Raw genomic sequence first — 23,076 nt, 5'->3', positions numbered from 1 at the left:
TCTCAGAGGTGGGAAACCGGCGGTATGACGCCCGGTTGCAGGTAGTGTTCGATACGCAGTAACTGGTCGGTCAGTAAAAGCTCGCGATTGAGACCGGTCACTGTCAAAAGTTGTTCACGGCTCTGGCAGATATCATGAAGGATAGCGTGCAGCGACTGCCCTGACAGGCGATTCGCCAGCGTGGTGACCAGCGCCCACACGTCAGGGTTAGTCAGAAGCGTCGCCCCCTGCTGGATTTTGAGCGCATCCAGCAGCAGTGCGGCCAGCCAGTGCAGCCGTTCCGGTGCCTGATCGCTGTTCAGCGCTGGCAGCACGCTCAGCCAGTCATGGCTATCGAGGGCTGATTCAACCGCACGACATAGCGTTTCACGCTGGGACCACACCTCCGGCTGCAATAAGGCCAGCGCAGCCGCAGGCGCACCGCTGCACAGGCGCAACGCCGAGCGCGCCGCATCTTGTGACACCGTCACTTCTCGCTCAAGCCAGGCGAGCGCCCAGGATTCCTGAGGGACAGCGAGGTGGTGAAGAAGGCAGCGACTGCGCAGCGTCGCCAGCAAGCGTTCCGGCTCGCGGCAGGAGAGGAAAAACCAGGTATTCTCTGGCGGCTCTTCCAGGGTTTTTAACAGGGCGTTGGCTGCGGCTTCCGTGAGTAGCGCGGCGTCATTCAGCCACACCACTTTCGCCCCCCCCAGACGCGCATATTCGTACAGTTTCTCACTGACCTCACGCACCGCGTCGATACCGAGCGTATTTTTGCCCTTCTCGGGTTCGAGGGTGTAATAGTCAGGATGCGTGCCCGCCTGCATGAGCTGGCAACCCCGGCATTTACCGCAGCTTTTATGTCCTTCCGGCTGTTGGCACATCAGAAAGCGGGTGATGGCGTAAATCAACGCATCATCACCCATTCCCGGCAGCGCCTGGATCAGTAACGCATGATGCCCCCGACCAACCTGATAGCTGCCGATCAGCTGTTCAAAGTGTGGGCGCAACCATGGATACCATTTCATGCCTGCTGCTCCTGTAGCCACTGCGTAACGGTCTGCTGAATATCACGCGTAACGTCTTCAAGGGATTGCGTCGCATCGATGGTACGAATGGTCTTGTCCTGCCCGGCCAGTTCCAGATAACGCGCACGGGTGCGGTTAAAGAAATCAAAAGACTCCTGTTCAATGCGGTCCAGTTCGCCGCGGGCACGGGCGCGCTTCAGGCCCACCTCAGGAGTTACGTCCAGATACAGCGTCAGGTCAGGACGGAAATCGCCCAGAACCGCGTCGCGAAGCGTAGCCAGCATGGCCTGATCGATACCCCGGCCCCCGCCCTGATACGCCTGGGTTGAGAGATCGTGGCGATCGCCAATCACCCATTTCCCTTCTGCCAGAGCGGGTTTGATCACCGTCTCCACCAGCTGAACGCGCGCAGCATAGAACATCAGCACTTCCGCTTTGTCGGTAATAACTTCATCGCCAACGGATTTGATATCCAGAACCAGGCTGCGCAGTTTTTCCGCCAGCTGCGTACCGCCCGGCTCGCGGGTAAAGACCATGTCGGCAACGCCAAGCGACGTAAGCGTATCCACCACCACGTTACGGGCAGTTGTTTTGCCCGCCCCTTCGAGTCCCTCAATGACAATGTATTTACTGCGCATTTTTTTCCTTAAGTGCCTTCAGATAGTCCTGAACGGAGCGATTGTGGCTGGCCAGGTTGGTATTAAACGTATGCCCCCCTTTTCCGTCAGCCACAAAATAGAGATACGGCGTTTTGGCCGGGTGCGCGGCGGCCTTCAACGATGCTTCACTCGGCGTCGCGATCGGTCCAGGCGGCAGGCCGCTAATCACGTAGGTATTATACGCCGTTGGCGTCTCCAGATCTTTTCTGGAAATCCTGCCGTTGTAGTTTTCGCCCATGCCGTAGATGACGGTAGGATCGGTTTGCAAACGCATGCCGATGCGCAGACGGTTAATAAACACCGAGGCAACCTGGTCACGTTCGGCAGCAACGGCCGTCTCTTTCTCGATGATCGAGGCCATCGTCATGAACTGGTTTTGATCTTTATAAGGCAGGCCCTCTGCTCGCCCTTTCCAGGCAGCGTCTACCGCCGCGACCATTTTGTTGTGCGCGCGCTTCAGAATGGCCACATCCGTCGTGCCTGCCGTATACATCCACGTATCGGGCCAGAACCAGCCTTCCACCCACTCGGGATGTTCGAATTTTAAGGCGTCTGCCACGGTCTGGTAGCGGTCATCTTTCAGCGTATGCTTAATGTATGGCGCGTCCCGCAGCTGCCTGAGGTAATCGCTCAGACGCATACCTTCCACAAAACGCAGCGGGAACTGGGCTTCTTTACCACTCTCCAGCAGTTGCAGCATCTCGCGCACGGTCATGCCAGGGGTAAAGCGATAGGTGCCGGCCTTGAAATGGGACAGGTCCGGTTCAATACGCAGCAGCCACTGGAATACGCGTGGGCGATTGATAATTTTGTCGTCATACAGCTGCTGACCAAGCGCCTGCCGCCCGGTACCCGCTTTCAGGGTAAAAATCGTCTCGTCTTTAATCAGGATCTGACTCTCCGCCAGCTGACGGACTTTCCACACTCCCGCTCCGCCAGCGATACCGAACGCAACGATAAGAAGGAGGACAAAGCGTAACATTTTCTTCATGACTACCTGGTTTGCTCACATAACGGGGCCAGAAACTGGAACAGCTCGCGGGATGACCAGCATTTGCGGCCATAAGCGCGAACGGGGACAACGGGCATCAGCGCATTGCAGATAACAACTTCATCGGCAGACAGCAGCGCCTCTTCCTTAGCGTTGACTTCGACAACGCGAAAGCCTGCACGTGCCAGCTGGTGCATACAAAACTGCCGCATAATGCCGTTGACGCCGGCCTGCTCCAGCGAAGGCGTGAACACATCACTGCCCTTCCGCCAGAGTAAATTAGCCGCACAGCATTCCGTAATGTACCCTTCGCTGTCAAGAACCAGCGCCTCCCCGGCCTCCGTCTGCTCAAGATGAGTACGAATAAGCACCTGTTCAAGGCGGTTGAGATGTTTTATGCCAGCGAGCATCGGGTTTCGCCCCAGACGTACCGGACTTAACGCCAGGGCTACGCCCTCTTCACGCCAGTGCGCATAATGGGAAGGATAATCTGAAACGGAAAGGATCCGCGTAGGATGCAGACAGGCAGAACCGCTATAGCCCCGGCCACCGCTCCCGCGGCTAATAATGACTTTCAGGACGCCGCTTGCTTTATCTGACGCCAGCCGACGCATTTCACTTTCAAGAATGTCCCACTGCGAGAAGGGGATCAGTAATGCTTCGCAGGCTTTTTGTAAACGAAGGATATGGGCCCCGAGCAGACACACGCCACCGTCGAGAATACGCGCAGTCGTGAAACAGCCATCGCCAAACTGGGTCGCCCTGTCGCTTGCCGGCAGCGTGTCTTGCTCAAGGCCATTAATTAAAAACATGGTGGCTCCTTATGCGTGGAGGCTCAGTCTGGCAGGATGTGGACAGCCGGACAAGGGGATTTCACCTAATAAAAAAGGCCCGGCAAGCGGACCTTTTTTATCGTCAGCGACTAACCAGACTCAGACCTTTTTGAAGATCAGAGAACCGTTAGTCCCACCGAAGCCGAAGGAGTTACACAGGGTATACTCCATACCGCTAACCTGGCGTGCTTCGTGAGGAACGAAGTCCAGATCGCAACCTTCATCCGGATTATCCAGGTTGATGGTTGGCGGTACCGCCTGATCGCGCAGCGCGAGAATTGAGTAGATCGACTCTACCGCCCCCGCAGCACCCAGCAGGTGACCGGTCATGGATTTCGTGGAGCTTACCATTACGCGGCTGGCAGATTCGCCGAAGATAGACTTAACAGCCTGCGCTTCTGCTTTATCGCCCGCAGGTGTAGACGTCCCATGCGCGTTAACGTAGCCAATCTGTGCCGGCGTAATGCCCGCATCGCGAATGGCGTTTTCCATCGCCAGCGCAGCGCCTGCGCCGTTCTCTGGAGGAGACGTCATGTGATAAGCATCGCTGCTCATGCCAAAGCCAACAACTTCAGCATAAATTTTCGCGCCACGTTTTTTCGCGTGTTCGTACTCTTCCAGTACGATCATACCTGCACCGTCACCCAGCACGAAACCATCACGGTCTTTATCCCACGGACGGCTCGCCGCCTGAGGATTATCGTTTCGGGTAGAGAGCGCACGCGCTGCACCGAAGCCACCGACGCCCAGCGGGGTACTGGCTTTTTCAGCGCCGCCCGCAACCATAGCATCTGCATCGCCGTACGCAATGATACGCGCGGCCTGGCCGATGTTATGCACGCCAGACGTACAGGCTGTCGCGATTGAGATGCTTGGGCCACGCAGGCCGAACATAATGGTCAGGTGACCTGCCACCATGTTGACAATCGTAGACGGAACGAAGAACGGGCTGATTTTACGCGGGCCGCCATTCATCAGAGATGTATGGTTTTCTTCAATCAGACCAAGACCGCCAATCCCGGAGCCGATAGCGGCGCCGATACGGGTCGCGTTCTCTTCCGTAATCTCAAGGCCAGAATCCTGCATGGCCTGAACGCCAGCGACAATTCCATATTGAATGAAGGCATCCATCTTGCGCTGTTCTTTGCGCGAGATGATCTCTTCACAGTTAAAATCCTTTACTAAGCCAGCAAATTTCGTTGCATAGGCGCTAGTATCGAAATGGTCGATTAGGCTGATGCCGCTCTGACCGGCAAGGAGAGCTTTCCAGGTGGACTCTACGGTATTGCCGACAGGAGACAACATGCCAAGTCCGGTCACAACTACACGACGCTTAGACACGCTTGTCCTCCAGGGAGGGATAAAAAAAGAGATTCGTGGGACAACAAAAGATAAAACTCAGGCGGTCGAATGACCGCCTGGAGATGTTCACTTACGCCTGGTGACCGTTGATGTAATCAATGGCAGCCTGAACGGTGGTGATTTTCTCAGCTTCTTCGTCCGGAATCTCAGTATCAAACTCTTCTTCCAGAGCCATTACCAGCTCAACGGTGTCAAGAGAATCTGCGCCCAGGTCTTCAACAAAGGAAGCGGAGTTCACAACTTCTTCCTGCTTAACGCCCAGCTGTTCGCCGATAATTTTCTTAACGCGTTCTTCGATAGTGCTCATACTCTTAAATTTCCTATCAAAACTCGCTTTCGCGATGGTTTTCGTAGTGTATAAAATGTTGAAAAATTTGCAACTAAATCCCGGCAGGTCTTACCACGATTTTACGTTATTTTGAGGCCATTTGCCCAAATAACGCAAATATTTTCGATCGTGATTAAACCATGTACATCCCGCCGTTGACGTGGAGGGTTTCACCAGTGATGTAACCCGCTTCGTCAGAGGCTAAAAATGCAACCGCGCTGGCGATTTCTTTAGGGTCGCCAAGACGACCCGCCGGAACTGCCGCCAGCGTACCCGCACGCTGCTCATCAGTCAGCGCACGCGTCATGTCCGTTTCAATAAAGCCCGGAGCAACAACGTTTACAGTAATTCCGCGGGACGCGACTTCACGCGCCAGCGACTTACTGAAACCGATCAGACCTGCTTTCGCCGCAGCGTAGTTAGCCTGACCAGCATTTCCCATGGTACCAACCACAGAACCTACAGTGATAATACGACCATGACGCTTTTTCATCATAGCGCGCATTACCGCTTTTGACAGACGGAATACAGATGACAGGTTGGTTTCGATAATATCGTTCCACTCGTCGTCTTTCATTCGCATCAGCAGGTTGTCGCGAGTGATCCCGGCATTATTGACCAGAATATCCACTTCGCCAAACTCTGCGCGAATATTTTCCAGAACAGATTCGATAGATGCTGGTTCAGTCACATTCAGTACCAGACCTTTACCGTTCGCACCCAGATAGTCGCTGATGGCCTGTGCGCCATTCTCACTGGTCGCAGTCCCGATCACCGTCGCGCCGCGCGCAACCAGTGTTTCAGCAATAGCGCGCCCAATACCGCGGCTTGCGCCGGTCACCAGGGCAATTTTTCCTTCAAAACTCATGGTATTCCTCTTTTATTGCGAGAGTGCCGCTTTCATGGCTTCCGGCTCGTTAATCGCCGAGGCAGTCAGGGTGTCTACAATACGTTTTGTCAGACCGGTAAGTACCTTACCTGGACCAACTTCATACAGATGTTCAACGCCCTGAGACGCCATAAATTCAACGGTTTTAGTCCACTGAACCGGGCTGTAGAGCTGGCGAACCAGCGCGTTACGGATAGCCTCCGGCGCGGTTTCGCACTGCACATCGACGTTATTCACAACGGAAATCGTCGGTGCGTTAAAGGTCATTTTTTCCAGCTCAACCGCCAGCTTATCGGCAGCGGGCTTCATCAGCGCGCAGTGAGACGGTACGCTCACCGGCAGGGGCAGTGCACGTTTTGCGCCCGCAGCTTTACAGGCAGCACCTGCACGCTCAACCGCTTCTTTATGACCCGCGATAACCACCTGACCTGGCGAGTTATAGTTTACCGGAGAAACGACCTGACCTTCAGCAGATTCTTCACAGGCTTTAGCGATAGACGCATCATCCAGACCGATGATGGCAGACATGCCGCCCGTGCCCTCTGGCACCGCTTCCTGCATGAATTTACCACGCAATTCAACCAGGCGTACCGCGTCAGCGAAGGCAATCACCCCTGCGCAGACCAGCGCAGAGTATTCACCCAGGCTATGACCCGCCATCAGCGTCGGCGCTTTGCCGCCCTGCTGCTGCCATACGCGCCACAATGCGACGGAGGCTGCCAGCAGTGCCGGTTGAGTCTGCCAGGTTTTGTTCAGCTCTTCAGCGGGGCCCTGTTGGGTCAGCGCCCACAGATCATAACCCAGCGCGTCAGAGGCTTCACGGAAAGTCTCTTCAATAACCGGATAATTTGCTGCCATTTCAGACAACATCCCAACAGTTTGCGAGCCCTGTCCCGGGAACACAAAAGCAAATTGCGTCATTTTTTAATCCTTATCCTAGAAACGAACCAGCGCGGAACCCCAGGTGAACCCGCCACCAAAGGCTTCAAGCAAGACCAGTTGGCCCCGTTTAATTCGTCCATCGCGTACCGCTTCGTCAAATGCGCACGGTACCGATGCCGCAGAGGTGTTGCCGTGGCGATCAAGCGTCACCACAACGTTATCCATAGACATGCCCAGCTTCTTCGCCGTCGCGCTGATGATACGCAGGTTCGCCTGATGCGGCACCAGCCAGTCGAGTGCGGTGCGTTCAAGGTTATTGGCTTCCAGCGTCTCATCGACAATATGCGCAAGCTCAGTCACCGCCACCTTGAATACTTCATTACCTGCCATGGTGAGGTAAATGGAGTTATCAGGATTAACGCGATCGGCGTTAGGCAGCGTTAACAGCTCGCCGTAGCGGCCATCGGCATGCAAGTGCGTGGAGATGATGCCCGGCTCTTCGGACTGCCCCAGCAGCACCGCGCCCGCGCCATCGCCAAAAATAATGATCGTGCCGCGATCGGTTGGATCGCAGGTACGCGCCAGCACATCAGCGCCGATCACCAGCGCATATTTTACGGCGCCCGATTTTACATACTGATCGGCGATGCTCAGCGCATAGGTGAAACCCGCGCACGCTGCTGCAACATCAAATGCCGGGCAGCCTTTGATGCCGAGCATGTTCTGCACCTGGCACGCTGCGCTTGGGAAGGCATGCGTGGCAGAGGTTGTCGCCACCACAATAAGCCCGATCTGTTCTTTATCAATGCCAGCCATCTCAAGCGCTCGCTGAGCGGCTTCGTAGCCCATGGTGGACACAGTTTCGTCTGGCGCGGCGATACGACGTTCACGGATACCTGTGCGCGTGACAATCCACTCGTCAGACGTATCTACCATTTTTTCAAGATCGGCGTTGGTACGCACTTGTTTTGGCAGGTAGCTGCCGGTACCTAAAATCTTCGTATACATGTACGCTCAGTCACTTTTAGCTAATACAGATCCCAGGCGAGCGGCAATCCTCTGAGGGACTTGTCGCTGCACCGCCTGCACTGCCTGTTCAATCGCGACGGTAAATGCTCGCTGATTGGCGGCGCCATGACTCTTAATCACGATGCCGCGCAATCCTAACAGACAGGCGCCATTATACTGGTCGGGGTTGAGGTGACTGAATCGCCGCGTCAGGCTTTTTTGTAACCAACGCTTTAATAAAATCAGCCACCAGGACCTTTTTTTACCTTCTCCCTGCGATTTCAGCAGAGAAAGGAACATTCGTACGACCCCTTCCATGGTCTTCAACGTCACGTTTCCGGTGAAGCCATCACACACTAATACATCCGTTTTGCCCGTCAGCAACTCATTGGCTTCGAGATAACCAATATAGTTGATGGAGGGGACCTGTTTGAGTATTTCCGCAGCGTCGCGGATACTGTCCAGGCCTTTAGTCTCTTCTTCACCAATATTCAGTAAAGCAACGCGGGGATTGTTAATCCCGACCACGTCTTCAGCCAGCACCGACCCCATAACGGCAAACTGAGCCAGCATTGTACTATCACAATCCACGTTAGCGCCCAGATCCAGCACCACCGTTTTGCCCTTCTGCTGATGCGGTAATACCGTCACCAGCGCCGGACGCTCAATGCCCTCAATCGGCTTGAGCAATAATTTCGACAGCCCCATCAGCGCGCCAGTATTTCCCGCGCTGACGCAAGCCTGCGCTCGCCCTTCTTTCACCAGCTCCAGCGCCATTCGCATAGAGCTGCCACGGCTATTACGAATAGCCTGCGATGGCCGGGCATCACTGGCAATAACTGACTGCGCAGGAATAATCTGCAGACGCGAACGTTGTTCAAAGTCAGCTTTTGCAAGTAATGGCGTGATTGTGTCGGGATTACCGACTAAAAGAAGTGTGAGTTGCGAATTAGAATTCAGTGCCTGCAATGCTGCAGGCACTGTCACGGTAGGGCCAAAATCTCCCCCCATGACATCTAACGCCAGGGTTAGACGTGTCAAGGTATCGTCGCAGCCTGGTTCGGTAAACTCCCCGTTTGCACGGGGAAGTTCCTCACTAAGCCTAATCACGCTGACGCGTGATTACTTAGTGATAACCTTGCGGCCGCGGTAGAAACCGTCAGCGGTGATGTGGTGACGCAGGTGTTTCTCACCAGAAGTCTTGTCTACAGACAGGCTGGTAACTGCGGTCAGCGCGTCATGGGAACGACGCATGCCACGTTTGGAACGGGTTGGTTTATTCTGTTGTACGGCCATGGACCTTACTCCTCAATTACTTACGCTTTAAGCTGGCTAATACGGCAAATGGGTTTGGTTTTTGCGCTTCATCAGGCAGTTCCCCAAAGACCATGTCCGCCTCGGACACTTCACAGTGTTCAGAATCATGCACCGGAACGACTGGCAGGGAGAGGATGACTTCATCTTCAACCAGCGCCAGAAGATCGATTTCACCGAATTCGTTAACCTCAATCGGCTCATACGCTTCCGGGAGTGCTTCAGCCTGTTCGTCAGAACGAACCGGACTAAAACAATACGTTGTGTGAACATGCTGTACAAACGGTTTCCCGCAACGCTGACATTCGAGCGTTACCGTCACCTTTGCATCACCGGTTAACACGGCGAGACGCTGGTTGTCGATAGCGAACGACATGGAGCATTCTACATCACTGTCCACACTGACTACAGATTCGGCAATACGCTCAGCCTGATCGGAAGAATAGATTCCTTCGTAATCGAGGCGTTTTTGAGCCGTACGAACCGGATCAAGAGTCAGGGGTAATTTTACCTTTTGCATAGGGCGCGCATATTAACTTTGTAACGTCATAGAGTCAAAGAAAAAGGCAACCAGAGCTGCCTTTTGCCAATTATTCGCACACATTGCGGCCTGTAGTTTAAAATGGCTGGCATCGATACGCTATATCTGGTGATAAAAATATGCCAAATCTCGTCCTTGCTTCCACTTCACCTTATCGCCGAATGCTGCTGGAAAAGCTCGGGATCCCGTTTGAATGCGCTGCGCCGGAGGTGGATGAAACGCCACAGCCGGGCGAGTCACCGCGTCATCTGGTTACCCGTCTCGCGAAAGAGAAAGCACAGTCGCTGGCCGTACGCTACCCCGCACATCTGATTATAGGCTCCGATCAGGTTTGTGTGCTGGACGGCGAAATTACCGGCAAACCGCATACGGAAGAAAACGCCTGCCAGCAGCTTTTGCGTGCGCGTGGCAGTATCGTGACCTTTTATACCGGCCTGGCGCTTTATAATTCGGCTTCCGGTCATCTGCAAACCGAGTGCGAGCCGTTTGATGTGCACTTCCGTCATCTTAGCGAGCAAGAGATTATGGATTATGTTCGTCGGGAACGTCCGCTGAACTGTGCAGGGAGCTTTAAAAGTGAAGGACTAGGGATTGCGTTGTTCGACAAGCTCGATGGCCGCGATCCCAACACGCTGGTGGGGTTGCCGCTGATTGCGCTGTGTCAGATGTTAAGGCGAGAAGAGTGTAATCCGCTGACGATGTGACCGTTGCGGCCTGATGCCCACAGGGAGAGGGAGAAAAACATGTAGGCCGGGTAAGCGCAGCGCCACCCGGCACAAAATCAGCCGCGCAGAACTTTCAGACAGCGTTTGAGCTGCTCATCCAGCGGCGCTTCAATACGGATAACTTCGCCGGTATTAGGATGGGTAAATTTCAGCGCTGCCGCGTGCAGGAACAGACGCGACAGCCCTGTTCCCGCCAGCTGCTTATCAAATTCGCGATCGCCATAGCGGTCATCAAACGCAATCGGATGGCCCGCAAACTGGGTATGGACGCGAATCTGGTGGGTACGCCCCGTCACCGGACTACAGCGCACCAGCGTGGCGAATTCGTAGCGCTCTTCAACTTTAAAGCGCGTCTCAGACGGTTTCCCTTCCTGATTAACACGAACAATGCGCTCGCCGCTTTGCAGAATATTTTTCAGCAGCGGCGCCTGCACCACTTTCACGTGGGACTGCCACTGGCCGCGCACCAGCGCCAGGTAATCTTTCTGCATCCCTTTTTCGCGCAGCTGTTCATGCAGTGAACGCAGCGCAGAACGTTTTTTCGCCACCAGCAGCACGCCAGAGGTATCGCGGTCAAGACGGTGAACCAGTTCGAGGAAACGCGCTTCCGGGCGCAGCGCGCGTAACCCTTCAATCACGCCGAAGCTCAGACCGCTCCCCCCGTGTACCGCCGTTCCGGACGGTTTATTCAGCACCAGAATGTGGTCGTCCTCATAAAGGATAACGTCGCTCAGGGCCGCGACTTTTTGCAGCTTCGGAGAAACGACCTCTTCTTCACGCTCTGCAACACGTACCGGTGGGATCCGGACTTCATCGCCCGCCTCGAGCTTATACTCTGGCTTCACGCGTTTTTTGTTCACCCGCACCTCGCCCTTACGCAAGATGCGATAAATCATACTTTTTGGCACGCCCTTCAACTGGGTGCGCAAAAAATTATCGATACGTTGCCCCGCCTCGTCGTCGGCGATGGCAACCATTTTTACGGCTGGAGTCTCTGTTTTCATGGTTGGCGATTCTAAATAGCGTCAGACATTAGCGCCACTCATTTTTCTATGCTTATATTTACTTTTATCCGGACCACTCCCCTTTCGCGCAATCGATTTGGTGGTTATTAAACCAATCACCCCGTTGAAGTGAAGAAACTGTGAGTAACCGGGTGATAATTGGTAAAAGTCATCTTGCTATAACCCGGCGAGCAGTGGAATAATGAATCCGTTTTCCGCGTTAAATCCGGGTTTTGTAAGGATGTCGACGGAATGACCAATTTTGTCTGACCGATCATCCACGCAGCAATGGCGTAAGACGTATTGATCTTTCAGGCAGTTAGCGGGCTGCGGGTTGCAGTACTTCCCGGTATAAGGATTGTTCTCTGGAGAGTTTTCCCAGGCAATTCCCCTGATAATTGCGCTGTGTTTCCGTATGAAACACAGGCAACCGACACTCTGCGCCTCTTAAGCGAGCGACAACCGTGAGGTTGGCGACGTGAATAGACACGAGGCCATCGGTTCATACCCCGGAAAGCGTCACCTTGCCCGCAGCTTTGTCGTCAATGTAAGAATAACGAGTAAGTTACGATGAAAAGAATGTTAATCAACGCAACTCAGCAAGAAGAGTTGCGTGTCGCCCTTGTGGATGGGCAGCGCCTGTACGATCTGGATATCGAAAGTCCTGGACACGAACAGAAAAAAGCGAACATTTACAAAGGCAAAATCACCCGCATTGAACCAAGCCTTGAAGCTGCATTTGTCGATTACGGTGCTGAGCGTCACGGTTTCCTTCCTCTCAAAGAAATCGCCCGCGAATATTTTCCTGCAAACTACAACTCCCATGGCCGTCCGAACATTAAAGATGTTCTGCGTGAAGGTCAGGAAGTTATCGTCCAGATCGATAAAGAAGAGCGTGGCAACAAAGGTGCCGCACTGACCACCTTTATCAGCCTGGCAGGAAGCTATCTGGTATTGATGCCAAACAACCCGCGTGCGGGTGGCATCTCTCGCCGTATCGAAGGCGATGACCGTACCGAGCTGAAAGAAGCGCTGGCAAGTCTCGAGCTGCCAGACGGCATGGGCCTTATCGTGCGCACCGCAGGCGTCGGCAAATCTGCCGAAGCGTTGCAGTGGGACCTGAGCTTCCGTCTGAAGCACTGGGAAGCCATCAAGAAAGCGGCTGAGAGCCGTCCTGCTCCGTTCCTGATCCACCAGGAAAGCAACGTTATTGTGCGTGCCTTCCGTGATTATCTACGTCAGGACATCGGTGAAATTCTGATTGATAACCCGAAAGTGCTTGAGCTGGCTCGCCAGCACATCGCCGCGCTGGGTCGCCCGGATTTCACCAGCAAAATTAAACTGTACACCGGTGAAATCCCGCTGTTCAGCCACTATCAGATTGAATCCCAGATCGAGTCTGCCTTCCAGCGTGAAGTGCGTCTGCCGTCCGGCGGTTCTATCGTAATTGATACCACCGAAGCGCTGACCGCTATCGACATCAACTCCGCGCGTGCAACCCGTGGCGGCGACATCGAAGAGACCGCCTTCAACACCAACCTTGAAGCCGCTGATGAAATCGCCCGCCAGCTCCGCCTGCGCGACCTGGGTGGTCTGATTGTTATCGACTTCATCGACATGACCCCGGTTCGCCATCAGCGTGCGGTTGAAAACCGTCTGCGTGAAGCGGTGCGCCAGGATCGCGCACGTATCCAGATTAGCCATATCTCGCGCTTCGGCCTGCTGGAAATGTCCCGTCAGCGTCTGAGCCCGTCACTCGGCGAGTCCAGCCATCACGTCTGCCCGCGCTGTTCCGGTACGGGTACCGTGCGTGACAATGAATCGCTCTCCCTCTCTATTCTGCGTCTGATTGAAGAAGAAGCGCTGAAAGAGAACACCAAAGAGGTTCACGCCATCGTTCCGGTGCCGATTGCCTCCTACCTGCTGAACGAAAAACGTGCAGCGGTAAGCGCAATCGAAGCGCGTCAGGGCGGCGTTCGCTGCATCATCGTGCCAAACGACGAGATGCAAACCCCGCACTATCACGTGCTGCGCGTGCGTAAAGGCGAAGAGACAAGCACCCTCAGCTACCTGCTACCGAAGCTGCATGAAGAAGAAATGGCGCTGCCATCGGATGAAGAGCCTGCCGAGCGTAAACTGCCTGAGCAGCCTGCATTAGCAACCTTCATCATGCCGGAAGCCCCGCCGGAAGCGACGCTGGAAAAACCAGCGGCAAAACCTGCCGTGCAAAAGGCGGCCCCTGCCGCGCCAAAAGCGCAGCCTGAGCAGCCGGGTCTCCTGAGCCGCATCTTCGGCGCGCTGAAAAAAATGTTTGCTGGCGAAGAAGTTCAGCCTGAGCAGCCGAAAGAAGCGCCAAAAGAAGCGAAACCAGAGCGTCAGCAGGACCGTCGTAAGCGTCAGAACAATCGTCGCGATCGTAATGACCGCAACGACCGTAGCGATCGTAACGAGCGCCGTGATAATCGTTCCGAGAACAACGAAGGTCGTGAACAACGCGAGGACAACCGTCGCAACCGTCGCGAGAAGCAACAGCAGAACGTTGAAGATCGTGAAATTCGCCAGCAGGCGGGCGATGAGTCCGAGAAGAGCAAACAGCGTGACGAGCAGCAACCTCGCCGCGAGCGTAACCGTCGTCGTAACGACGAGAAACGCCAGGCCCAGCAGGAAGTCAAAAACCTGAACCGCGAAGCGCCTGTTGAACAGCAGGACACGGAGCAGGAAGAGCGTACTCAGGTTATGCCGCGTCGTAAGCAGCGTCAGCTGACCCAGAAAGTACGTGTGGGTGCTGTTCAGACGGAAGAAAACGATGTTATCGCGGTTGAAGCAGCAGAAAGCACAACGGGTACCCAGGTTGCAAAAGTTGACCTGCCAGCCGTAGTGGAAAATCAGGTTGAGCAGGACGAAAGCAGCGAAAACCGTGACAACGCAGGTATGCCGCGTCGCTCCCGTCGTTCTCCGCGTCATCTGCGCGTGAGCGGTCAGCGTCGTCGTCGTTACCGTGACGAGCGTTACCCGACTCAGTCGCCAATGCCGCTGACTGTGGCGTGCGCCTCACCTGAGATGGCATCCGGTAAAGTCTGGATCCGTTATCCGGTTGCTCGCCCGGAGCAGGCTGTTGAAGAACAGGCTGTGACCGAAGAGGTGATTGCACCGGTAGCAGCGGTGGAAGACGTCGTGACTGAAGCGGCAACCGTGGTTGAACCGCAGGTTGTTGACACGGTGGCACCGCAGGCTGTGGAAGTGGAAACGACCCATCCTGAAGTGATTGCTGCGCCGGTTGATGCCGCCCCGCAGATCATTGCCGAAGAAGATACCGTGGTGGCTGAAGAAGTCGCGGAGGAAGCTGAACCAGTCTCCGCAGCAGAAGAGCCCGCAGACGTTGCCGTCGAAACGGTGACGGAAGAGGTTGTTCAGGACGTCGAGATTCAGGTTGAGCCTGTTGTCGAAGAGGTCAATGAGGCTGAAGTGAAATCCGAGCCGGTTGAGGTCGTTGCCGCTCCAGCGCCTGCTCACGTTGCTACCGCGCCGATGACTCGCGCCCCGGCACCTGAGTATGTACCTGAAGCGCCACGCCATAGCGACTGGGTTCGTCCGGCATTCAACTTCGAAGGCAAAGGTGCTGCCGGTGGTCACAGTGCAACGCACATGGCTACTGCGCCAGCGACCCGTCCTCAGCCTGTTGAATAACGCACGCTAAGACTGAAAGCCGACCTTCGGGTCGGCTTTTTTATGGCTGTTGCAGGGGCTTTCTCATCCCGGTGACCTCCGGCATTATCTGCCGCATCAGCTCCAGAAAACGCCGCAAGCGCGCCGGATAATAACGAGACCAGGGGTAAACCAGATGTACCGGTAACGCTGCCGGCAGCCACTCTGGCAGTAGATGCACCAGTCTTCCTTCCTGAATATCATCCTGTACCGTCCAGCTGGATACCACCGCCACGCCAAGCCCGGTGAGTGCCGTATTGCGCGCCACATACAGGCTGTCTGTACTCAGCCGTGGCGTAATGGTAACCCGCGCCGGGGCGGATGATGCATCGTGGAAAAGCTCCACATGGCGTTGATAAAAAGAGCTGATGGCGATCCAGGGAAGCTGCTGCAAATCTTCCGGCGTTTTAACCGCGGGATAACGGGCCAGTAATTCCGGTGAAGCCACCACCGAGCGCGGCACTTCAGCCAGCAGCACGGACACGGTTGCCGGATCGACTTCCACACCCACCCGAATAGCACAGTCAAGGTTGTCGCCGAGGAAATCAACCGAGCGATCGTTGAGCATCCACTCAACAGAAAGCTGGGGATAGCGCTGTAAAAATTCGGTTAACGGTTTCAGAAGCTGATCCTGGCCAAACGCGTGCGGGGCGCGCACCCTCAGCACCCCAACCGGTTCATCTTCCGTCTGCCCTACCTCGTCTTCCAGCGCCAGCCAGCTGTCAATCACCCGTCGGGCATGCTGATAGCAGCGTTCGCCGTCATCGGTCAGCCGGGTCGTATGGGTTGTGCGCAGCATCAGGCGTACTCCCAGCATGGTCTCAAGCGACTGCAACCGTCGGCTCACCGTGGCCTGGGTTGTTGCCAGCTGACGTGCCGCCGCAGAAAGAGACCCCGCCTCCACAATGCGAACAAACGTTCGCATCAGTTCTACCCGATCTATACGCTCAGACCTTTTCATACCATTTTTACCCATACGCCACACGTATAAGCGTTTTACCACCGCGCCCGCTACCGTCGCAAGGCGTACTGATAAAAAATAGCCGCACACGACGAATGAGGAACATCTTATGAACACAACCACCACCCGGGCCGTAAGCCGCTGGGTAATCTTAATGCTGGCGCTCGGTGCGGGCTTTAGCGTGGCATCCATCTATTATGCCCAGCCTCTGCTGCCGCTGATGGGCTCAGACCTGCATCTGAGCATCGAAGGCATGGGCATGGTCCCGACGCTCACCCAGGCGGGTTATGCCCTGGGCATCCTGTTTCTGCTCCCGCTCGGCGATCGTCATGACCGCAGAACGCTGATCCTGATAAAAAGTGCGGCCCTGGCGCTGTTCCTGCTGGGTTGTAGCCTGACCGGACAACTGCACTCCCTGCTGCTCACCAGCCTGCTGATTGGCATGGCCGCCACCATGGCGCAGGATATTGTCCCGGCCGCAGCGATCCTCGCGCCGGAAGGTAAACAGGGAAAAACGGTCGGCACGGTGATGACCGGCCTGCTGCTGGGGATTTTGCTCTCCAGAACCGTCAGCGGCGTGGTCGGTGAAGCCTTTGGCTGGCGGGTGATGTATCAGCTGGCTGCTGCAAGCATTGCCTTTGTCGGCGTGGTGATGTGGGCCGTACTCCCACGTTTTGCTATTCACTCCACGCTGAGCTATCCCGCGCTGATGCGTTCCATGGAGCACCTGTGGCGTCGTTACCCGGCACTGCGTCGCGCGGCGCTGGCTCAGGGTTTTCTGTCGATTGCCTTTAGCGCATTCTGGTCAACGCTGGCGGTCATGCTGCTGGAACGGTATCACCTTGGCAGCGCCGTAGCGGGTGGATTTGGTATTGCCGGAGCCGCTGGTGCGCTGGCTGCACCGCTGGCAGGGGGTCTGGCAGATAAGCTGGGCGCCGGTAAAGTGACCCAGCTGGGTGCCGCGCTGGTGACCCTCTCGTTTGCCCTGATGTTCATGATGCCGGCACTGGGTGTACACGGTCAGTTGATCCTGATTGCCCTCTCCGCGGTCGGTTTCGATCTCGGCTTGCAGTCCAGCCTCGTGGCCCACCAGAACCTGGTCTACAGCCTTGAGCCGCAGGCCCGCGGACGCCTGAACGCCCTGCTGTTTACCGTCATTTTCATCGGAATGGCGCTGGGTTCGGCATTAGGCAGCAATATCTATACGCTGGCAGGCTGGTCTGGCGTGCTGGCTCTGGCAACCCTGTGTGGTGCCATTGCGCTGGCTATCAGAGTGATTGAAAGCGCCCGGGTGCTGTCCGCACAGGCAGAAAGTGTGTAAAAAAAATGCCCAACCCGGACGGGTTGGGCAGTCAAAACATGCCCAGTTTCAAGACATGTCAAACAGGTCAGAGTCTTATTTGTTCATCTGGAACAAAGACATACCCTGCATATCGCTAAAGGCTTTATACGAGGCCTGCAACGCCGCCTGCTGCATGGTGTAGGACGAAATCACCGAGTTCCAGTCCACGTCAACCAGGTTACTCATCTGCTGCGTCTGACCCAGCGCGCGGTCTTCACCCAGAGCGTCCAGCTTGCCCAGCTCATCCAGCTTGATGCCGAGGTCGGCGCGCACGGTCAGCACGTTGTTGAGGGAGTTGCTCAGGCCACGGTTGGCTTTATCAATAGCCGCCGTAAACGCCTCGGCTTTCGTTTCGTCCTCCCCAATCGGCGTATTCAACGCTTCAATTGCGGAGTCGAGGATCTTAAACAAATTCGTTTCCGGCGCACTACCATCTGGCTCTGGCTTGGCATTGCTGGTGAAGCTATCGAAAACTTCAGTGCCCGTATGGCTAATTTGCATCGTGCGCGCGGAGTCAACCTGCTGGCTGATTGGCGTTCCGCCGCCCTTATAATCACCCGTCGCCTGGTCGAAAGCCGCCGCTTCGGTCTTGTAACCGGAAAAAATATAGCGACCGTTACCGTCCGTGCTGTTAGCCAGGTTCATGAGCTGATCGCGAATACCTTGCAGGTTTGTGGCCAGCGAAGCGCGGTCATCGTCACTTAACGTACCGTTGCCCGCATTGACAATCTTTTCCTGAGCAGCCTGGATGGCGGTTGTCACTTGCGATAACACGTTCTCTTCCAGCGAGACTTTCGTCGTAGCGAAAGAACGTGCCAGCGCATACTGGCTGTTTTGCGTTTGGGCCTGAGAGAGCACAACGGCCTGCGAGGCGGCAATCGGATCGTCAGACGGACGGTTGATACGCTTCCCCGTAGACATCTGCTCGCCGTAGCTGAGCCAGAGACTTTGGGAGTTCGTCACGCCGCGCATGCTTTGCTCATACATCATTTGAGTACTAATACGCATTTTTTATGCCTCAGCCTTAGCGGATATTGATCAATGCATCAAACAGCGTGCTCGCCGTTTGCAGCACCTGCGCATTCGCCAGATAGTACTGCTGATAGCGTTGCAGGTTGCCATACTCTTCATCCAGGTTAACCCCGGAGATTGACTGCTGTTGTTTGGTCAGCTGCGTCACCACGTTAACTTTGGTTTCGCTGCTGGTTTTCAGCGACGCCGTGGTGCTGCCCACCGTACTGACCAGCGCGGCATAAGCATCGTTAAAGGTTTTGTTCCCTCCCACCAATTTGGCGCTCTGTAAATCCAGCAGCTTCTGGCCATTGGTATTGTCGCTTTCGCCGCTTCCTTTCGCGGAGGCCATCGCCAGTTTGGATTCGTCGCTGATCGCTACGTCCATATTCACAATGACGTCATTCACCGGTTTGACGATGAAACTGTCTTTATTATCGGCTGAGCCGCTAATCTTAACGTTGAGACCATCAAACGACAGATTACCGCTGGCGTCAGGCTTGGCCGTGAAGCTGGTGTTGTCCGACAGACGCGTGATTGTCCAGTCAGTACCGTTGTACTCGACTTTATAGTTTGTCGCCTGGACCTTTGTACTGTCCGTCATCGTGGCCGTAACGGACGCGCTTCCGGTGTTTTTACCGTTACTCAGCACTGCCGGCGAGCCAAAATCAAACAGCTTGCCGCCTGCATCCCCGTTGGCATCAAAGCCAGCCTGGTGCTGGGTATTCATGGCATCCGCAAACGCCAGCGCCATCTGGTTAAGGGTGTTTCGCGCCTGATCCAGATCCTGAGAACGGAACGTTAACAGCCCCCCAAGCGACCCCGTGGTGATCTGTTTTTCTGAGATCTCCACGTTGCCCGCTGCGGTATCCACATACGCAATTGTTGTACGCGCTGGGTCCGCACTGGATTTCACCGCCGCCAGCTGGCTGGCGTTGCTGCCCTGTACCAGGGTGTAACCGTTGGCGATAGAGATGTTGTAGGTGCCGCTGTCCTGTACGGTGACGTCCACACCGACAATCTTGTTCAGTTCACTCACCAGCTGATCGCGCTGATCGAGCAGTTCATTCGGGGATGCGCCCGCACCGACGCCAGTCAGCCGGGAGATCTGATCGTTAAGATTGGCAATCTGTTTCGCGTAGTTATTGATCTGATCGACGCTGGTAGAAATCGCCGTATTGACCTGCGCATCCTGATCGCGGAGATATTGATCGTTGGTTTTAAACTGGTTTACCAGACCATCCGCCTTCCCGAGTACCGTCTGGCGAGCAGCCGGATCTTCTGCGTTACTCACCAGCGTTTGCAGGCTTTTAAAGAAATCCTGGAGGTTGGCAGAAAGCGAGTTCGTGGTATCAGAAAGCACGTCGTCAATTTTTGACATCTGCTGGTAGCGCGTGGTCAGCCCACTGCTCTGGTTCTGCGCCGCGCGCAGCTGGTTGGTGATAAACGCATCATATTCACGCTGAACACCGGAGACATAGACCCCGTTACCCACCCAGCCACCGCCGGTCAGGGTGCTGTTTGATGCCCCCAGAATGGTGGTCTGGCGGGTATAACCTGCCACGTTGTAGCTTGAAATATTATTACTGACGGTATTGAGTGCCGACTGCGCAGCACTGAGGCCACTCATGGCGCTGTTAATCAAACTGGACATGGGGGTTCCTTTTATACGTTCAGACACGAGTCCTGATGAAGGTTATCGGCAACCTCCACCGGGACTTGAGAACTTTCAGAACAGATTTTCGAGATCTGTGCTATACGCTTTGCTGACCTTCTCAGACATGGATTTCAGCTGCTGGATCATGCTGGTCAGCTTGCGCGCATAGTTTGGATCGGTCGCGTAGCCAGCATTCTGCAATGCCTGAGCGCCCTGCTCTGGCGTGGCGGCCTGGGTCACGGCGGTGTAGCGCGGATTCCGGCTCAGCAGCCCGACATAATCCGACAACGCTTCCAGATACGAGCTGTAGACGCGGAATTTGGCTTTCACCTTCACTGCCGCACCGTTCTCATATTCGGTGGTGGTGATCTCGGTGGTCGGCCCTTTCCAGCTGGAGGTGGCCTTCACGCCAAAGATGTTGAAGCTCGGCTCACCGTTCTCCCTGCGGATCTGACGTTGCCCCCAGCCCGACTCCAGCGCCGCCTGCGCCAGAATCAGATGGTGCGGCACGCCGCTCTCTTCACTGGCAAGACGCGCCGGCAGGGAGAGCTGCGCCAGGAAGTCTTTGCTGTCGCCGGAGAGCGGCTCGTCACGCGTTTCTGCCGGCTTCGGCATCGCCTTACGCACCATCTGCGTCAGCGCCTGATTTTGATAACTGGTCACCTTTTCCAGATCAAACTTCAGCGGCACCTGCGGCGGGGCCTCTTCAGGCGGGAGCCCCTGAGCGGCTGCGGTCTGCTTCACAATCATGTCCGCCAGGCCGAGCCCCTTTCCGGCGGTCATTTGCTGGGCAATCTGCTGATCGTACATGCTGGTGTAAAGCCGCGTGGAATCGCTGCTGAACATGCCATCTTTCGGCAGGGTTTCACGCATGCTTTTCAACATCATTTGTACGAACATGCCTTCCACCTGACGGGCCACCGGGCGGATATTCGCCGCCGGATCCTTGCCCGCTTTGGTTTTCAGCTCGTTGAGCGACTGGGCATCCCAGGCGGCACTGGTCAACAGTTTGCTATCGGTCAGCATTTAGATGATTTCCAGTCTGGCGCGCAGGCAGCCTGCACTTTGCATGGATTGCAGAATGGACATCAGATCCATTGGCGTTGCACCCAGCGCATTCAGAGCACGCACCACGCTGTTCAGGTTGGCGCTGGAGCGCACGCTCTGCAACGAACCGCCGCTCTGTCGTAAATCAATCTGCGTTTGCGGGGTCACTACCGTCTGACCGCCACCAAACGGGGTATCCGGCTGGCTGACGTTGGCCGAGCGGTTAACCGTGACGGAGAGATTGCCCTGCGCCACGGCGCAGCTGTCCAGCGTCACTTCGCGGTTCATCACCACCGAGCCGGTACGGGAGTTGATAATGACTTTCGCATCCTGCACCGGCACGTTCACTTCCATATTCTGGATATCGGCCAGCAACCGCACCTGGTTGCTGCTGCCGGTTGACGTGCGGATCTGCACGGTACGGGCATCCAGCGCGGTGGCGCTGCCGTAGCCCCGGCTGCGGTTGATGGTGTCAGCGATCTGCTGCGCCATCGTAAAGTCTTCGTTATTCAGTTGCAGGTTAATGGTGTTGCCGGTGCCGAACTGGGTCGGCAGCTCACGTTCGATGATCGCGCCGTTGGTAATACGTCCCCCGTTCAGCTGGTTCACCTGCACGCTGCTGCCGCCCGCCGACGCGCCTGCTCCGCCAACCAGAATGTTGCCCTGCGCCAGAGCATACACCTGGCTGTCGACCCCTTTCAGCGGCGTCATCAGCAACGTACCGCCGCGCAGGCTTTTGGCGTTACCCATCGACGAGACAACCACGTCGATGGTCTGCCCCTGACGCGCAAAGGCCGGATAAGACGCGGTCACCATCACGGCCGCCACGTTTTTCAGCTGCATGTTGGTCCCGGCCGGTACGGTAATACCGAGCTGCGAGAGCATATTGTTCAGGCTCTGGGTGGTGAACGGCGTCTGGGTCGTCTGGTCACCCGTCCCATCCAGCCCCACCACCAGGCCGTAGCCAATCAGCGAGTTTTCGCGCACGCCCTGCACGCTGGTGAGATCGCGTATGCGATCGGCCTGCGCAACGGTAGCGACCAGCGACAGCGCCACGGCGAAGAGAAATTTATACATAGGTCACCTCGCTTACATCGGCGATAAGTTAAGGAAGAAGCGTTGCAGCCAGCCCATATTTTGCGCTTCGTTAATGTAGCCGTTGCCGACGTACTCAATGCGCGCATCCGCCACCTGGGTGGACGGTACGGTGTTGGTGCCGCTGATAGTGCGAGGGTTAACCACACCGGAGAAGCGAATGAATTCCGTACCCTGGTTAATGGCGATCTGTTTTTCGCCCACCACGTGCAGGTTGCCGTTCACCAGAACCTGGTCAACCGTAACCGTCAGCGTTCCGCTGAAGGTGTTGCTGGCGTTCGCACCACCTTTACCGTTAAAGGTGTTGCCGCCGGAGGCTTCCACATCCGCACGGGCGTTGCCGAACAGCCCTTGCAGATAGCGCGGCACGGTGTCGAAGCCAAAATTGGTTTTGCCGTCGCGGCTGGCGTTCGCCGACGAGCTCTTACTCGCACTGACGTTTTCCTGCAACACAATGGTCAGCGTATCGCCAACGTTACGCGGACGACGGTCTTCAAACAGCGGCTGATAACCGTAGTTAATCGGCTGCGCGGTCTGGAAAATAGAGCCGTTCACCACCGGCGCGGGGCCGGGAACGGGTTGGGCGGTAGTCGCACCCTGTACCAATGGTTTAGACGGGATCCAGGCACACCCGCTGAGGGTGACGGCCAGAACAGTCAGGATCGGATAACGAAACGCCGCGTTTTTTTGCATTGCCTTCATCTTCGAAAACAGG

General features: G+C 55.8%; 22 protein-coding genes. 3 read left to right on the top strand and 19 right to left on the bottom strand.

The window, feature by feature from the left end:
• Nucleotides 1-2 precede the first annotated feature (2 nt).
• The 12 genes from holB to yceD all read right to left on the bottom strand — a co-directional run bounded on the left by holB (nt 3) and on the right by yceD (nt 9,793).
• A complete protein-coding gene (gene holB, locus L379_RS14060) occupies nt 3-1,007 on the bottom strand; it encodes a DNA polymerase III subunit delta' (RefSeq protein ID WP_017384721.1) in 1,005 nt (334 codons plus the stop codon).
• Nucleotides 1,004-1,645, bottom strand: a complete 642-nt coding sequence (gene tmk, locus L379_RS14065) for a dTMP kinase (RefSeq protein ID WP_015570821.1) — start codon at nt 1,643-1,645, stop codon at nt 1,004-1,006. Before tmk ends, holB begins: the two co-directional genes overlap by 4 nt.
• Nucleotides 1,635-2,657: a cell division protein YceG gene (yceG, locus tag L379_RS14070; RefSeq protein ID WP_017384722.1), complete on the bottom strand. Its 1,023-nt coding sequence runs from the start codon at nt 2,655-2,657 to the stop codon at nt 1,635-1,637. The genes tmk and yceG overlap by 11 nt, the downstream gene beginning before the upstream one ends.
• A gap of 2 nt (nt 2,658-2,659) precedes the next feature.
• Nucleotides 2,660-3,469: an aminodeoxychorismate lyase gene (pabC, locus tag L379_RS14075; RefSeq protein ID WP_032653214.1), complete on the bottom strand. Its 810-nt coding sequence runs from the start codon at nt 3,467-3,469 to the stop codon at nt 2,660-2,662.
• A 120-nt stretch (nt 3,470-3,589) separates the two neighbouring features.
• Nucleotides 3,590-4,831 (bottom strand): beta-ketoacyl-ACP synthase II, encoded by a 1,242-nt coding sequence (gene fabF, locus L379_RS14080; protein WP_032653212.1) that lies wholly within the window; start codon nt 4,829-4,831, stop codon nt 3,590-3,592.
• 91 nt (nt 4,832-4,922) lie between these two features.
• Complete coding sequence (acpP, locus tag L379_RS14085; protein ID WP_003857954.1) at nt 4,923-5,159, bottom strand: acyl carrier protein; 237 nt, start codon at nt 5,157-5,159, stop codon at nt 4,923-4,925.
• 154 nt (nt 5,160-5,313) lie between these two features.
• The gene (gene fabG / locus L379_RS14090; RefSeq protein ID WP_003857956.1) at nt 5,314-6,048 is read right to left on the bottom strand and encodes a 3-oxoacyl-ACP reductase FabG; all 735 of its coding nucleotides are present in this window, start codon (nt 6,046-6,048) and stop codon (nt 5,314-5,316) included.
• Nucleotides 6,049-6,060: 12 nt separating this feature from the next.
• The gene (gene fabD / locus L379_RS14095; protein ID WP_032653210.1) at nt 6,061-6,990 is read right to left on the bottom strand and encodes an ACP S-malonyltransferase; all 930 of its coding nucleotides are present in this window, start codon (nt 6,988-6,990) and stop codon (nt 6,061-6,063) included.
• Nucleotides 6,991-7,005: 15 nt separating this feature from the next.
• Complete coding sequence (locus tag L379_RS14100; protein WP_017384725.1) at nt 7,006-7,959, bottom strand: beta-ketoacyl-ACP synthase III; 954 nt, start codon at nt 7,957-7,959, stop codon at nt 7,006-7,008.
• Between the two features lie 6 nt (nt 7,960-7,965).
• Nucleotides 7,966-9,000, bottom strand: a complete 1,035-nt coding sequence (plsX, locus tag L379_RS0123985; protein WP_017693638.1) for a phosphate acyltransferase PlsX — start codon at nt 8,998-9,000, stop codon at nt 7,966-7,968.
• 81 nt (nt 9,001-9,081) lie between these two features.
• Nucleotides 9,082-9,255, bottom strand: a complete 174-nt coding sequence (rpmF, locus tag L379_RS14105) for a 50S ribosomal protein L32 (RefSeq protein ID WP_003857964.1) — start codon at nt 9,253-9,255, stop codon at nt 9,082-9,084.
• A gap of 16 nt (nt 9,256-9,271) precedes the next feature.
• Entirely contained in the window at nt 9,272-9,793 is a 522-nt protein-coding gene (gene yceD / locus L379_RS14110) for a 23S rRNA accumulation protein YceD (protein ID WP_003857966.1), read from the bottom strand.
• A 140-nt stretch (nt 9,794-9,933) separates the two neighbouring features.
• On the opposite strand from yceD, the gene L379_RS14115 reads away from it, so the two are divergent.
• Entirely contained in the window at nt 9,934-10,518 is a 585-nt protein-coding gene (locus L379_RS14115) for a Maf family protein (RefSeq protein WP_032653209.1), read from the top strand.
• A 77-nt stretch (nt 10,519-10,595) separates the two neighbouring features.
• Here L379_RS14115 and rluC read toward each other — a convergent pair whose 3' ends face one another.
• The gene (gene rluC / locus L379_RS14120; protein WP_003857970.1) at nt 10,596-11,543 is read right to left on the bottom strand and encodes a 23S rRNA pseudouridine(955/2504/2580) synthase RluC; all 948 of its coding nucleotides are present in this window, start codon (nt 11,541-11,543) and stop codon (nt 10,596-10,598) included.
• Nucleotides 11,544-12,113: 570 nt separating this feature from the next.
• Between rluC and rne the strand changes: the two genes are divergently transcribed.
• Nucleotides 12,114-15,230 carry a ribonuclease E gene (rne, locus tag L379_RS14125; RefSeq protein ID WP_032647988.1) on the top strand — a complete coding sequence of 1,039 codons (3,117 nt, stop codon included), beginning with the start codon at nt 12,114-12,116 and terminating at the stop codon, nt 15,228-15,230.
• Between the two features lie 40 nt (nt 15,231-15,270).
• Here the strand turns inward: rne and L379_RS14130 are convergent, their stop codons facing one another.
• Nucleotides 15,271-16,224 (bottom strand): LysR family transcriptional regulator, encoded by a 954-nt coding sequence (locus tag L379_RS14130; RefSeq protein WP_032650005.1) that lies wholly within the window; start codon nt 16,222-16,224, stop codon nt 15,271-15,273.
• 94 nt (nt 16,225-16,318) lie between these two features.
• Between L379_RS14130 and L379_RS14135 the strand changes: the two genes are divergently transcribed.
• Nucleotides 16,319-17,530 carry an MFS transporter gene (locus L379_RS14135; protein ID WP_032653206.1) on the top strand — a complete coding sequence of 404 codons (1,212 nt, stop codon included), beginning with the start codon at nt 16,319-16,321 and terminating at the stop codon, nt 17,528-17,530.
• 75 nt (nt 17,531-17,605) lie between these two features.
• Here L379_RS14135 and flgL read toward each other — a convergent pair whose 3' ends face one another.
• From flgL to flgH, 5 genes are all read right to left on the bottom strand, one after another.
• Complete coding sequence (flgL, locus tag L379_RS14140; protein WP_017384730.1) at nt 17,606-18,559, bottom strand: flagellar hook-associated protein FlgL; 954 nt, start codon at nt 18,557-18,559, stop codon at nt 17,606-17,608.
• A 16-nt stretch (nt 18,560-18,575) separates the two neighbouring features.
• Complete coding sequence (gene flgK / locus L379_RS14145) at nt 18,576-20,216, bottom strand: flagellar hook-associated protein FlgK (protein ID WP_017384731.1); 1,641 nt, start codon at nt 20,214-20,216, stop codon at nt 18,576-18,578.
• A gap of 75 nt (nt 20,217-20,291) precedes the next feature.
• Complete coding sequence (flgJ, locus tag L379_RS14150; protein ID WP_017384732.1) at nt 20,292-21,245, bottom strand: flagellar assembly peptidoglycan hydrolase FlgJ; 954 nt, start codon at nt 21,243-21,245, stop codon at nt 20,292-20,294.
• On the bottom strand, nt 21,246-22,343 hold the full coding sequence (locus tag L379_RS14155) for a flagellar basal body P-ring protein FlgI (protein ID WP_017384733.1): 1,098 nt from the start codon (nt 22,341-22,343) through the stop codon (nt 21,246-21,248).
• Between the two features lie 12 nt (nt 22,344-22,355).
• Nucleotides 22,356-23,054, bottom strand: coding sequence for a flagellar basal body L-ring protein FlgH (gene flgH, locus L379_RS14160; RefSeq protein ID WP_003857987.1), 699 nt, complete (start codon nt 23,052-23,054; stop codon nt 22,356-22,358).
• Between the last annotated feature and the right edge of the window lie 22 nt (nt 23,055-23,076).

It is taken from the genome of Enterobacter sp. MGH 33 (genome assembly GCF_000534535.1).
GTDB lineage: Bacteria > Pseudomonadota > Gammaproteobacteria > Enterobacterales > Enterobacteriaceae > Enterobacter > Enterobacter hormaechei_C.
Note: the sequence above shows the minus strand (reverse complement) of the source record. Positions and strands in the feature narration are given on the sequence as shown.